Here is a 13,071-nt window from a genome sequence, read left to right as displayed (position 1 = left end):
GTTGTTTCGGCTGAACGCTGAAGAAAAGTTACCCGATTTGGCATATTGTTTCGCACTTGTCTTCAGTCTACAACGCTTCAACCTGTCTCTCTATTTTTTTGGGCGCCCGGAGTTCTCAGGCTGCCGATTGTGTGGCGCCCATATTCCATAGCAGATGGCAACGGTATCGTTTTCCTGTCAGGCGGCCGCCTCTTTTTTCTTCTGAAACAGAGCCGCTGTCTTGGCAACGATTTGCTCGTCGGTAAAATGCTTGAGCTGGATCGCCTTGCCTGGGCATTCGGCCACGCAACAGCCGCAGCCGTGGCATTCGGCCGGTTCGATCACCGCATGACCCTCTTCGCCGATATAGGGGATATTGTAAGGGCAGGTGCGCACGCAGGTGACGCAGACAGCGCACTTGTCCGGGTCCACTTCGGCCACCACACCGCCCACCATGATGGCCTCTTTCGAAAGGATCGTCATGGCCCGGGATACCGACGCCCTCGCCTGGGCAATGGTTTCTTCCAGGGGTTTGGGGTAGTGCGCCAGGCCGGCCATGAAAAGGCCTTCCGATCCGAAGTCCACCGGCCGCAGCTTGGCATGGGCCTCCACCAGGAAACCTTCCGCGGTGACCGGGACCTTGAACAGCTCAAACAGGTCTTTGTTTTCGTTGGGCAGCACCGCCGTGGCCAGCACCAGCAGATCCGGGTTCAGCTCTATGGGCAACTGAAGCACATGATCGCGTACTTTCACGCGTAAACCGCCATCGACGTCAGTGACCTCGGGCAGGTTGTCTTCCAAGTTGTAGCGTATGAAGATGACCCCCTGCGCTCTGGCCTCTTTGTAAAGTTCCTCGCGGAACCCGTAGGAACGGATATCCCGGTACAAAACATAAATGGTCATGTCCGGTTTTCTCTTTTTGAGTTCCAGCGCATTCTTTAAGGTATGTGTGCAGCACAGTCGGCTGCAATAGGGCCGCTCCGTCGTACGGGAGCCCACGCATTGAATGAAGGCCACGGTTTCGGCCTCGGCAATCCGGGCGTCATCTTTTTCCAGGGCTGCATCGATTTCAAAGTGGGTGAGTACGTTGGGATTCTGCCCATACAAGTACTCGGTGGGCGTATATTCCTTGCCGCCGGTGGCGATGATGGTGGCGCCATGCTCCACCACCGTCTCGGTCAACGTTTCGCCGGAGGTCATCAGCGTGGTGGTGAAATTACCCATGATGCCGGTGGTCTCTACGGGCTCCGTTTTCATGAAAACCCGAACCTTCTCATGGTTGCGAACCTTTTCAATCAAATTCTCAAGATAGGGTTTTACTGGTTCGCCCTGCCAGGTGGCCCGCAAATTATGCGCTACGCCCCCAAGTCCGTTGCCGCGTTCCACCAGAAAGACCTGGATGCCCTGCTCGGCAACGCCCAGGGCCGCCTCCATGCCGGCCACACCGCCGCCGACCACCAGCACCTTCTGGATCACATCCAGTCTAACCTGATGCAAGGGCTCGATGTAGGCCGCCTTGGCCACCGCCATACGCACCAGGTCCTTGGCCTTGTCCGTGGCCCGGTCCGGGTTGTTCATGTGCACCCAGGTATTCTGGTCGCGGATATTGGCCATTTCGAACAGGTACTTGTTCAGGCCCGCGTCGCGGATCGTCTCCTGAAACAGAGGCTCGTGGGTTCGCGGGCTGCAGGAGGCCACGATCACCCGGTTGATGTTGTTTTCCTTGATCACCTCTTTCATCTTATCCTGGGTATCCTGACTGCAGGTGAAGAGATTGTCTTCCACGTGCACCACATACGGAAGCGTGCGGGCATACTCTCTTACAGCCGGCACATCTGCAACGCCGCCGATGTTGATGCCGCAGTTGCAGACAAAGACGCCGATCCTGGGTTCCTGTCCGCTGAAATCGATTTCCGGGGGCAGTTCTTTGGTCCGGATGAGTGACCCGCGGGCCTCGGCCAGCGGACTCGTGGCGGTGGAGGCTGCGGCCGAGGCTTCCATGACCGATTGGGGAATGTCTTTTGGCTCCTGGAAAGCACCGCACACAAAAACACCCGGTCGGGACGAACTGACCGGTTGAAGCGTTTTGGTGGCGGCATGCAGGTGTTTGTTGAGATCGATTCCCATCGTCTTCGCCAGGCTCACCGACTCCTTGTTGGGGGCCAGACCCACCGCCAGCACAACCATGTCGAAGGTTTCCTCGACCAATTCGCCTTCTTCGGTGATGTAGCGCAGCCTCAGGTTGTCATCCTCCACCGGATCGATGGTATGTACCTTGGAGCGGATGAAGCGTACGCCTTTCTCCTCTTTCGTCCGCATATAGTACTTCTCGAACTCCTTGCCGTGGGTCCGCATGTCCATGAAAAAGACGGCTGTATCCAGTTCCTTTTCGCTGTGCTCCTTGGCAATGACGGTCTGTTTGTTTGTGTACATGCAGCACACCGACGAGCAGTAGCTGTGGTCCGAGCAGTTGATGTCCCGGGAACCCACGCACTGCAGCCAAGCGATCTTGTCCGGCTCCTTGTGGTCCGACGGCCGCACCAGATGGCCCTCGAAGGGACCGGATGCGGACAGGATGCGCTCCATCTCCAGGCTGGTGACCACGTTGGGGTGAGTGGCATAAGAATAGGTCTTGTGGGCAGTGGGATCGAAGGGTGTGAACCCCGGTGCCAGGATGATGGCTCCCACTTTGATGGTTTTCTCTTCGGCTACCATGTCGTGGTTGACCGCTTTGGCCAGACAGGCATCCACGCACTGATAACACTCGGAACAGAGACCGCATTTGAGGCAGCGCTGGGCTTCCGTTTTGGCCTCTTCTTCGTTAAAACCGAAAGACACTTCCAGAAAATTGCACTCCCGGGCTTCTGGATCCAGGCAGCGAACCGTTGTACGCGGCTTGTTGACCTCGCCGCTCACCTCGGGTTTGACGAAATCCCACTCCTTTTCCCGGCCTTCGGTCAGGTCCAGGCCATTGATGAAGCGGTGGATGCTTTCGGCGGCCTCCTTGCCGCAGGCCACGGCTTCCACCACCGACTTGGGTCCGTAAAAGGCGTCGCCACCGGCAAAGACCCAGTCTATGGGGGTCTGCAGGGTGACCGGATCGGCCTCCAGCCCCCCGGGGCGGGAGATGGCGACTCCCTGCTCCTTGATGCCCGTAAGATCCGTGCTCTGGCCGATGGAGATAATGATTGTATCGCCGAAAAAGGGCTGGCACTCGGCTTCGTCGTAGGCGGGGTTGAAGCGACCGTCTTCATCGAAGACCGCCGTACAGGTCTTGAATTCGATACCCGAAACGCGCTTGTTCTTGTCGATGTAAAAGGACTTCGGGCCGAAGCTGTTGACGATCCGGATGTCGCTTTCCAGGGCCTCTTCGATCTCATGCTCCCAGGCGGGCATCTCTTCCCGTTTTTCCAGACAGATCAGGGTGACGTTTTTGGCCCCCTTGCGCTTGGCGGTCAGGGCCACGTCGATGGCCACGTTGCCTCCGCCCACGACGATGACATCCTCACCCAGCTCGATTTGCTTGCCCATGGCCGCGTCTCGCAGAAAATCGACGCCCTGGAGAACGCCGTCGACGTCCTCGTTTTCCACGCCCAGGCGGCGGCCGCCGTGCAGGCCGATAGCCATGAAACAGGCGCTATAACCGTCGGCCTTGAGGCTTTCCAGGGTGATGTCGGCTCCGAAGGTCACGCCACACTGGATGTCGGCGCCCATCTGCCGCACCACGTCGATTTCGCCGGCCAGGATGTCCCGGGGCAGGCGGTATTCGGGGATGCCGTAGCGCATCATGCCACCCGGCTCGGGCTGCTTTTCGAAAACGGTTACCCCGTAGCCCTGCTGCAGCAGGTAATAGGCTGCGGTGATGCCGGCCGGACCGGAGCCGATCACGGCCACCTTCTCGCCGCGCCTTTCGGCGGTAATTTCCGGTATGGCAACCTCGCCGCTCTTTTTTTCGTAATCGGCCAGAAAACGATGCAATTCCCGGATGGCCAATGGCTGGTCCACATCGTTGCGCGTGCAGGCGCTTTCACAGGGGTGGTGACAGACCCGACCGCAAACCGCCGGAAACGGGTGGTCCTGCCGGAACAGCTTCAACGCCTCTTTGTAGCGGCCGTCGTTGATCAGGGCGATGTATCCCTGGATGCTCACATGGGCCGGACAGGTGGCCTTGCATGGCGCCGTCCCCCGTTTTTCGATGGCATAGGCGGATGGCATCCCCTGGGGATAGAGTTTGAAGGCCGCCTTGCGATCCCTCAGGCCCTCGTCGAACAGGTTCGGCGTTTCGATGGGACAGGCCTTGGCGCACTCCCCGCAGGCCGTACATTTGTCCATTTCGATGTAGCGGGCGTTCTGACGCAAGCGTACCGTAAAATTGCCCACCTCGCCGGTGACCTCTTCGATTTCGGTCAGGGTCATCAGGTCGATGTTCAGGTGCCGCCCACACTCCACCAATTTTGGCGAAATGACACACATGGAGCAGTCATTGGTGGGAAAGGTCTTGTCCAGTTGAGCCATGACGCCGCCGATGGCCGACTTGGTCTCGGTCATATGAACGAAATAGCCCGAATCGGCCAGATCAAGGGCCGCCTGAATGCCTGCAATGCCGCCGCCCACCACCAGCACGCTGCCGACGACATCCTTGTCTTGGGTGCTTTCTCTATCTGCCATTACACAATCCTCGCGAAAATTTGATAAGAGACGAGTCGTTCTCCGCTCCGACAGACCATCAGATCATGTCCATCAGTTTCTGAAGCTTGTCTTCCCAGCCCATGGCGGAAATCATCACGCCGGAAAATCCGGCTTCTTTTACTTCGGATATGATTTCAGCGGCGATGGACAGGCTTTCCACAGCCTTGTCCGGAGCCCGCATCATTCGTTTGATCAATTCATGGGAGATGGTGAGATTCAGATGACGGTCCAGGTAGCGGGCCATGCCCACCGATTTGAGCAGCATCACCGTGGGAATCACCCTTGTTTTTTTCAGATCCACCTTGTCCATGAAGGCGGCCATGGCCTCGACATCGAACACCGGTGGTGCGATGAAGAATTCAACGCCCGCCGCTTGTTTTTCGGCCATCCGGGCCAGCTCTTTTTCCAGTTCTTCCCCGGTAGCGCGGGCATTTAGATTGGCCCCCACCAGGAAACTGGGCGCACCGGACAATTCGTTGCCGGCCAGATCCTTGCCGTCTTGAAGTTTGGCCACGGCATTAAACAGGGTCATCAGGTCGATGTCGTTCACGGCCTTGGCCTGGTGGTGGTCGCCCAGGCTGGGGTCTTCTCCGGATACACCCATGACGTTGATGATGCCGCAGGCATAGGCCGCCAAAAGATCTGCCTGCAGGGCGATGCGATTGCGATCCCGCGTGTTCACCTGTATGATGGTTTCCATGCCCTTGCTCTGCAGCATCATGGCCCCGCCCAGCGCGCTCATGCGCATGACCGCGTTGCCCATTTCCGGCACCAAAAAGGCATCCACCGCTTTTTTTACGCGGGTTGCGCTGTTGACCATCGCGGAAACATTCACCCCTTTTGGCGGCTGCATCTCCGCAAGAATGGTGAATTTGCCGACATCGAATTTGTTTTTTAAATGCATAAGCCAATCCCCTTATGGTTGCTGCCCAGGCTAGCGGTAACAGTTAATGAAAACGGTAAATATCGCTGGTTCTGCTTTAAAAGGCGGTGGAAGCCTTTGTGAAACGAGGATGCTTAACGGAAACCATGTCCAAAACGAGACGATTCTTTTCCTTTTTGGAAGAGCAATGGCTGTGCCACATCTTGGCCTCCTTTTCGGACAAAAATATTTGACTATTATTACAGATGGTTAATGAAAAATAACACGGAGACAGACCTGTGAGGCGAGGTGAACTTATCCCTGGACAATTATGCCAAAATGGGGTAGTTTCTTCTAAAACAAGCTGTTTTCAAGGGGTTGCTTACGCATATCCATTTTGGCATAGTCCAATTTGGAACAGAAACGACGGGGAGGTGACGGTTGAACAGTACGATTGTCGTTGTTGATGATGATCGCGACTATCTGGAGGTCTTGGGTCGCAAACTGGCCGAAATCGGTTTTCGCCAAGTTCGCTTGGAGGAGAGTTCCGTGAAGCTGGCCGAAGAGTTGGAAGACGGCTGCGCGTTCGACCTCGCACTCATCGACATGACTATGCCCGACCTGGACGGCATGGCCCTGCTCGAACGAATCAAAAGCCACGCGCCATCAACGGAGTGCATCATGGTCACCGCCATCAACGAGGCACGCGTTGCCGTGGAATGTCTTAACAAAGGGGCCTATGACTATTTGGTAAAACCGGTGGCCACCGAAGATCTGGCCCTGGCCATCAAACGCACTCTGGAGCGCAAACGGCTGCTGGATCTGTTGGATCTGGACAAGCGGGACGATTTGCCTAAGCTGGACAACGAAGCGCCTTTTCAGCCCATCGTCACCCAATCCAAAAAAATGCTGCGCATCCTCAAGGAAGCTGAGCTGCATGCCGGCAGCCTTGTGCCTGTATTGATTACCGGTGAAAGCGGCACCGGCAAGGAGCTTTTGGCCCGTGCCATTCACGCGGCCAGCCCCCGGGCCCAGCACCCCTTTACCCCCATCAACATGTCATCGCTGACCGGCTCTTTGTTCGAAGCCGAGTTTTTCGGCCACACCAAAGGAGCCTTCACCGGTGCCGAAAGCGGAAGGGTCGGCTATCTGGAATATACCAACAAAGGCTCCCTGTTTCTGGACGAAATCGGCGATCTGCCCATGGAGCTGCAGGGCAAGCTGCTGCGGGTGCTTCAGGACGGCGAATTTTCTAAACTCGGTTCCAGCTCCAGGCAGAAGGTGGACTTGCGTTTCATTGCCGCCACCAATGAAAACCTCGAACAGATGATGGCCCAGAAGCGTTTCCGCAAGGATCTTTACTACCGTATTCGCGGCGGTTGGCTGCACCTGCCCCCGCTGCGGGAGCGAAGTGAAGATATCTTTTTGCTGTGCCGCAAGTTTCTGGAAAAGTACTACGATGTGAACACGGATGGGTTTATTGAAAAAGAGGCCCTGGATCTTTTGATGCGCTATTCCTATCCCGGAAACATCCGGGAGCTTAAATCCATTTTGCAGTCAGCGGTCAATTTGGCCCGGGGCGCTGCCATCCGGGAATCCCACCTGCCTTTGCATCTCCGGACCGCAATAAAGGATTGCATCGAAGAGCAAATTCAAGCCGTCGACTCGTCGGTGCTGCCCTTGGCCGAAGTGGAAAAAAAACACATTTTGAAGATCTATAAACAAACCGGTGAAAACAAGTCCAGAACGGCGCGGCTGTTAGGCATCGGGCTCAACACCCTGAGACGCAAGCTGGCCGGCTACGGGGTGCAGTAATCCTCGCAAAGAAGCGGCTTCCGTGAGATAATCCGCATAATCGAGCCAGACCGCGTCTCTCTATCGTTCTCCACGCCGATACGGTTCGCCCAGCATGGCCGGGGCGTTGAGGCGGCGGCTGTCCCTGAGTCCACCCACCAGCAACACCACCAGCGTGGTGATGTAGGGCAGCATGGCGAGAAAATTGGGCGATATGCCCAAAGGTTGTAGCAAGTATTGCAGGACAAAAATCCCGCCGAAGAGAAAGGCGCCCAATATGGCCCTTGTGGGATTCCACAAGGCGAAGATGGTCAGGGCGATAACGATCCACCCGCGGCCGGCGGTCATGCCTTCGATCCACGATTTGCTGTAGGAGGTGGACAGGTGGGCGCCGGCCATGGCCGAGAATCCTCCGCCGACAATCACCGACAGATAGCGCACCAGAGAAACATTGACCCCCTGTGTCTCCGTGGCTTTGGGGTTCTCACCGGCGGAACGGATGCGAATGCCCAGCAGGGTATGTTCGAGCACGAACCAGGCCCCGATGGCCAGAATTACCGCCATATAAAAAAAGGGGCTTTGGTTGAAAAAGATCGGACCGACGAAGGGGATATCCGCAAGAAACGGGATGGCCAGGGCGTTGATCTTCACTTCCAGCGGTTTGCCCACATAGGGTTTGCCCAAAAGGCCGGACAAGCCTAAACCAAGCATGGTCAAGGCAAGTCCCGAAACCACCTGGTTGGACTGGAGGCTCACGGAAGCGAAGGCGTGTACGATGGAGATCAGCATGCCGGCCAGGATCGCCACGCATAGGCCCAGCCAGGGATTGCCCGTATGATGGGTGACGATGAACGCCGTTACCGCGCCGACGGCCATGACGCCTTCCACGCCAAGGTTGAGAATACCGGAGCGTTCGCAGATGATCTCGCCGACGGTTCCGATAAGCAGGGGCGTGCCGGCAACCAGGGTCCGCTGTGCCACAGAAATGATCACCTCTTCCATGGATCAGACCTTTTCCTTTGATAATAGACGAACCCTGTTCTTGGTAAAAAAATCGCCCATGATCAGGAAAATCAGCAGGGTTCCATTAAAGATGTCCACGGTAGCCGCTGGCAGCCCCAGGGAGATCTGAATCGCATCTCCGCCAACCAGAATGCCGGCGAAAAAAATCGCCGAAAAAACCACATAGCAGGGGTTGAGTTTGGCCAGCCAGGCCACGATGATGGCGGTGAAGCCATAGCCCGAGGAAATCGTATCCGGATAGCTCAAATAATGGTGAAGGCCGGCCACCTCCCCCACGCCGGCCATGCCGGCCATGCCTCCGCTGATAATCATGATCAGCAGCGTGGTTCGGGTAAAGTCGATTCCCGCGTACTTGGCTGCATCCGGATTTTCACCGATCACCCGCACCTCGTAGCCGAATCGCGTTTTGAAAAGCATGACGGTCAACACGACCATGGCGACAAGTGCCAGAATCAACGTAATTGTGTGAATCCGCGATCCGGGAAGCAGAGACAGCATTGCCGACTCCGGCAGGTCGTCGGTGTAGGGAAAGCCGAATTTTTTGGGGCTTTTCCAGGGGCCGACAATCAGTAGGGTGAGAAATTCCGCACAGATGTAGTTGAGCATCAAGGTGGAAATGACTTCATTGATGGCAAAGCGTAGTTTTAGGACGGCCGGAATCAGGCCCCAAAAGGCGCCGCCAATAAATCCGGCCGCGAACATCAGGGGCACAATGACCGGTCCGGGAAGCGCGGGACCCCAATTGAGCCCGACCCAGGTGCCGAAAATGGCCCCCATGAGCAGTTGGCTTTCGGCGCCGATATTCCAGAATTTGGCTTTGAACGCCACGGCCAGTCCGCCGCCGATGAGAATTAGAGGGATGGCTTTTGTAATGGTCTCCTTAAAACCATAGAGGCTGCCGAAAGAGCCGCTGGCGATCTTTTTGAATGCAAACAGCGGATTCACGCCGCATAACAGGAAGATGCCCCCGATCACCAGGAGGCCGGCGGCCAGGGCCAGCACCAGGGTGCCGAACGTGCCCAGAGCGGAAATCTGTTCCCGATCAGTGACAGTGACGCGCAACATGAGCCTCGTCTTTCGGTTCGAGTTCCTTGGTTCCGGCCATCATCAATCCAATGTCAGTACGCCGGGGGTCGTCCGACTCGAGAATCCCCATGAAGCGTCCCTGGAAAATCACGGCAATACGGTCGCAAAGTTCGAAAATTTCGTCCAAGTCTTCGGACACCAGCAGTACCGCGCCGCCTTCCTCCCTGCGCTTGAGCAATTGGTTGCGCAGGTATTCCGTTGCTCCCACATCAAGCCCATAGGTGGGATGGGAAGCCACCAAAAGGTCCGGCCGGTCGGCAATTTCGCGGCCCAAAATCAGCTTCTGAATATTACCGCCGGAGAGGTTTTTGGTCTGTACGTTGATGGAGGGCGTGGCTACCTGAAAATCCTTGATCAACTGTTTGGTGTGGGCCTTGATCCGACCGTAGGCCAGAAACGCCCGCCGAGAAAACTTCTTCTGGTGGTGCTGTTTGAGGATGGCATTTTCGTATAAAAAGAGATTGGGTGCGATGCCGAACCGGATGCGCTCTTCGGGAACATGGGAAACGCCGCTGTTATGGATCTTTCTTGGAGACTGATTGGTGATATCGACGCCGTTGACGACAATGTTGCCGGAAGTTGCAAGGCGCAGCCCGGTGATGGCTTCCACCAGTTCGCGCTGACCGTTGCCGGAAACACCGGCAATGCCCAGGATTTCGTTTCTGTATACATCGAAAGAAACCCCCTTGACGACCGGATACCCTTTGTCGCCGTCAACCGTTACATCACTGACTTCCAGCACCTTCTCTTCGCGGGGCATTTTCTCTCTTGAAAAAGAAAACACCACATCCCTTCCAATCATCATGCGTGCCAGCTCGCGTTTGTCCAGCCCGCTAGTATCGGCATGGCCCACAACTTGGCCCTTGCGCAAAACGGTCACCCGGTCACACAGATTTTTAATCTCGTCCAGCTTGTGGCTGATGAGGATTATCAATTGGCCTTCCGCCCGCATTCGCTCTAGTATTTCGAAAAAATCTCGGGTTTCCTGGGGCGTAAGCACGGAGGTGGGTTCGTCCAGAATCAGCAGGCGGGCTCCGTTAACCAAGGCTTTGACGATCTCCACCCGCTGCTGTTCTCCGGCAGACAACTGCCAGATCTTTTTATCCGGATCGATATCGAAATTGAATTTTCTGGAAAAAGATAGAATATGACCGCGAATTTTTTTCTGTGGAAACAGGCCCGGAGCCCGGGTATAGCCCAGGGCGATGTTTTCGATCACCGTATGATTTTGAACCAGCATGAAATGCTGGTGTACCATGCCGATGCCATGTTCGAGGGAAGCCCTGGGAGAATCGATGGTGACGCGGCGGCCGTTGATCCGGATTTCTCCGGAATCGGGCTGATAAAGACCGTACAGAATGTTCATCAACGTGGTTTTGCCGGCCCCGTTTTCTCCCAAAAGGCCCAGAATCTCACCCGAAGATATTTTCAGATTGATGGCATCGTTCGCCCGAACGCCGTGAAATGACTTTGAAATGTCCATCATTTCCAGCGTTTCCAATGATTTCATGATAATGGCCGCCTTACCAAACAAATGGGGAGTCGGTGGTTAACCAACGACTCCCCTATACAGGAAAAAGTTACTTATTTGGGAATGGTCCCCACAACATTGTCCACATAGTACATGATGCTCAACAAATCGGCCTTGGAGGCCTGCTGGCCGGCCTCGATCTGGAGTTTGCCGGTGTTGTCGGAAATGGGACCCATGAACGGGTCGAAGACATCGGTGCCCTGTTTCATCTGGTCATAGCGCTTGAAAACCAGGTCGTAAACGGAAACCGTTCCAAGATCCTTTGTTTCCGTGGAAACGGCTTTCAACGTGTCTACGAACTTGGGATTGATGGGATCTTCGAAGGAACCGCCAAGGACCACCGCATTTTCGGCAGCCAGCCACCAGTAATCTTTGTTTGTCCAGGTGCCGTCATGGATGTCCTTGAGAATCTGCTCATACATCACACCCCAGTCCACCAACTGGCCGGAAACCACGGAGTCTTTGCCATAGGGCTGCATGGGGCTATAATGGCTGAAGGTGTATATCTGCTTTCCTTTTTCCGAATGTTCCTGGCCAACCTCGATGACCGCCGGTGTATCCTCGGTAAACGCCAGAGCATCGCAGCCTTCGGCAATCAGCGATTCGGCGGCCTCTCTGGCCTTGTCCGGGCCATACCAGGCGTAAATCCAACGGACATGCACCTCGGCTTTGGGGTTGATCGCCTTGATTCCCAGGGCGAGGGCATCAATGTGGCGAACCACCTCAGGGATCGGAAACGCCCCCACATAGCCGATTTTGTTGCTCTTGGTCAACGCGCCGGCCATCAGGCCGTTGAGATAATACATCTGGTAGAGATCGGCAAAATAGGTCCCCACGTTTTTGGCCTGCTTGAATCCGGAACAGTGCATGAAGGTCGTATCCGGATACTTCTGGCCGGCCTTGATGGTGTCGTCCATATAACCGAAACTGGTGGTGAAAACCACATCACACTTTTCCTCCTGGACAAAACGATCGATGATCCGGGCGGAATCGGCCTCGGCGACCGATTCGATGTACACGCTGCTCAACCAGGGAAGCTGCTTTTCTGCGTATTTCCTGCCGATATCGTGGGCATGGGACCATCCATAGTCGCCGACCGGTCCGACATAAACAAAACCGGCTTTAAGTTCCTTCTCTGCAACCGGCGCTGGCGCCTTTTCGGACACTGCGTTCATCTGTTCGGTCAGCACTTCAACCTGCTTGGACAGTTGATCAACCTTGTCGGATAACTGGTTTACCTTTTCTGCCAGATCTTTGTTGGCTCCTTGATCACCGCACGAAACCGTCATGAACAACAAAAGCGAAAAAAACAAGATCCATGCAAACCGTACCTTCCCTTTTTTCCAAGACTTCATCAGCTCCTCCTTTATTTATAGAACCATTCATACAATCCTTATCAAGCGTAACGAGGCCTTTTTACTACGATGATCCGATTCCTGAAGTCAACAACCGGTTTGTCGTTTGTTTTGTCTTTTTGACTTGCATGATCATTAAAAATCCAAGCGAATAATCGCATATAAGAAAATTTTTGATTTTCCAAAGGGTTTTGCTTTAGCATTGACTTTCTTTTTCTGTTATGATTCTTAAGCAGTTTGGCAAAAAAAACGGATTGGTCAGACGATCCGCTCGATAACCAGAGTTTTTTATGTTTTCACTTGAAGGCCGTTCAACGTTTTAACAAACAGGAGGAAGCCATGTACGGGTTAGCAGCCATCCAGCAAGCTAATGGATGGGCAATGGCCGCCGCAGGAGCCTGCATTGTGCTCTCCGGTCTAGCCGTGCTTTCATTTTTAATTTCCATGCTCCCGCGAGTTACCTCGCTGATCGAAAAAGACCCAAAACCTGAAAAACCGCTGCCTGTGGCAAAGCCCCAGGCAACGAAACAGACGCCGGAAACCCTGCCGGAGGATCTGGATGCCGTAGCCGGGATTTATCAATCGCTGACCGAGGAGATGGGGGACGTGTTCTCGCTGGTTGACCTGCATCGCAAAACCAAAGAGATGAAATTGCCGCACCCTCATCTAAGCATCAATCGATTCAGAGAGGCGGGAATACTGGTTCCCAAAGGAGACGGCAAATTCTCATGGCAACCCTCCTCCGAATAAGC

General features: G+C 55.2%; 9 protein-coding genes. 3 read left to right on the top strand and 6 right to left on the bottom strand.

The window, feature by feature from the left end; translation table 11 throughout:
* Nucleotides 1-177: 177 nt before the first annotated feature.
* Both GN111_RS20795 and GN111_RS20790 read right to left on the bottom strand, forming a co-directional pair.
* The gene (locus tag GN111_RS20795) at nt 178-4,647 is read right to left on the bottom strand and encodes an FAD-dependent oxidoreductase (RefSeq protein WP_155305593.1); all 4,470 of its coding nucleotides are present in this window, start codon (nt 4,645-4,647) and stop codon (nt 178-180) included.
* 58 nt (nt 4,648-4,705) lie between these two features.
* Entirely contained in the window at nt 4,706-5,572 is an 867-nt protein-coding gene (locus tag GN111_RS20790) for a methylenetetrahydrofolate reductase (protein ID WP_155305592.1), read from the bottom strand.
* 46 nt (nt 5,573-5,618) lie between these two features.
* Here GN111_RS20790 and GN111_RS20785 point away from each other — a divergent pair, with 46 nt between their 5' ends.
* Nucleotides 5,619-5,804 (top strand): hypothetical protein, encoded by a 186-nt coding sequence (locus tag GN111_RS20785; RefSeq protein ID WP_155305591.1) that lies wholly within the window; start codon nt 5,619-5,621, stop codon nt 5,802-5,804.
* Nucleotides 5,805-5,971: 167 nt separating this feature from the next.
* Nucleotides 5,972-7,345 carry a sigma-54-dependent transcriptional regulator gene (locus GN111_RS20780; protein ID WP_155305590.1) on the top strand — a complete coding sequence of 458 codons (1,374 nt, stop codon included), beginning with the start codon at nt 5,972-5,974 and terminating at the stop codon, nt 7,343-7,345.
* Between the two features lie 60 nt (nt 7,346-7,405).
* On the opposite strand, the gene GN111_RS20775 is transcribed toward GN111_RS20780, so the two are convergent.
* The 4 genes from GN111_RS20775 to GN111_RS20760 all read right to left on the bottom strand — a co-directional run bounded on the left by GN111_RS20775 (nt 7,406) and on the right by GN111_RS20760 (nt 12,319).
* Nucleotides 7,406-8,326: an ABC transporter permease gene (locus GN111_RS20775; protein WP_155305589.1), complete on the bottom strand. Its 921-nt coding sequence runs from the start codon at nt 8,324-8,326 to the stop codon at nt 7,406-7,408.
* 3 nt (nt 8,327-8,329) lie between these two features.
* Nucleotides 8,330-9,412, bottom strand: a complete 1,083-nt coding sequence (locus GN111_RS20770; protein WP_155305588.1) for an ABC transporter permease — start codon at nt 9,410-9,412, stop codon at nt 8,330-8,332.
* Entirely contained in the window at nt 9,390-10,943 is a 1,554-nt protein-coding gene (locus GN111_RS20765) for an ABC transporter ATP-binding protein (RefSeq protein WP_155305587.1), read from the bottom strand. Before GN111_RS20765 ends, GN111_RS20770 begins: the two co-directional genes overlap by 23 nt.
* A gap of 74 nt (nt 10,944-11,017) precedes the next feature.
* The gene (locus tag GN111_RS20760) at nt 11,018-12,319 is read right to left on the bottom strand and encodes a BMP family ABC transporter substrate-binding protein (RefSeq protein WP_231715511.1); all 1,302 of its coding nucleotides are present in this window, start codon (nt 12,317-12,319) and stop codon (nt 11,018-11,020) included.
* Nucleotides 12,320-12,556: 237 nt separating this feature from the next.
* On the opposite strand from GN111_RS20760, the gene GN111_RS20755 reads away from it, so the two are divergent.
* The gene (locus GN111_RS20755; protein WP_155305586.1) at nt 12,557-13,069 is read left to right on the top strand and encodes an OadG family protein; all 513 of its coding nucleotides are present in this window, start codon (nt 12,557-12,559) and stop codon (nt 13,067-13,069) included.
* Nucleotides 13,070-13,071: the final 2 nt, after the last annotated feature.

Origin of the sequence: Desulfosarcina widdelii, assembly GCF_009688965.1 — a bacterium.
GTDB lineage: Bacteria > Desulfobacterota > Desulfobacteria > Desulfobacterales > Desulfosarcinaceae > Desulfosarcina > Desulfosarcina widdelii.
This window is presented reverse-complemented; position numbering and strand designations above follow the sequence as displayed.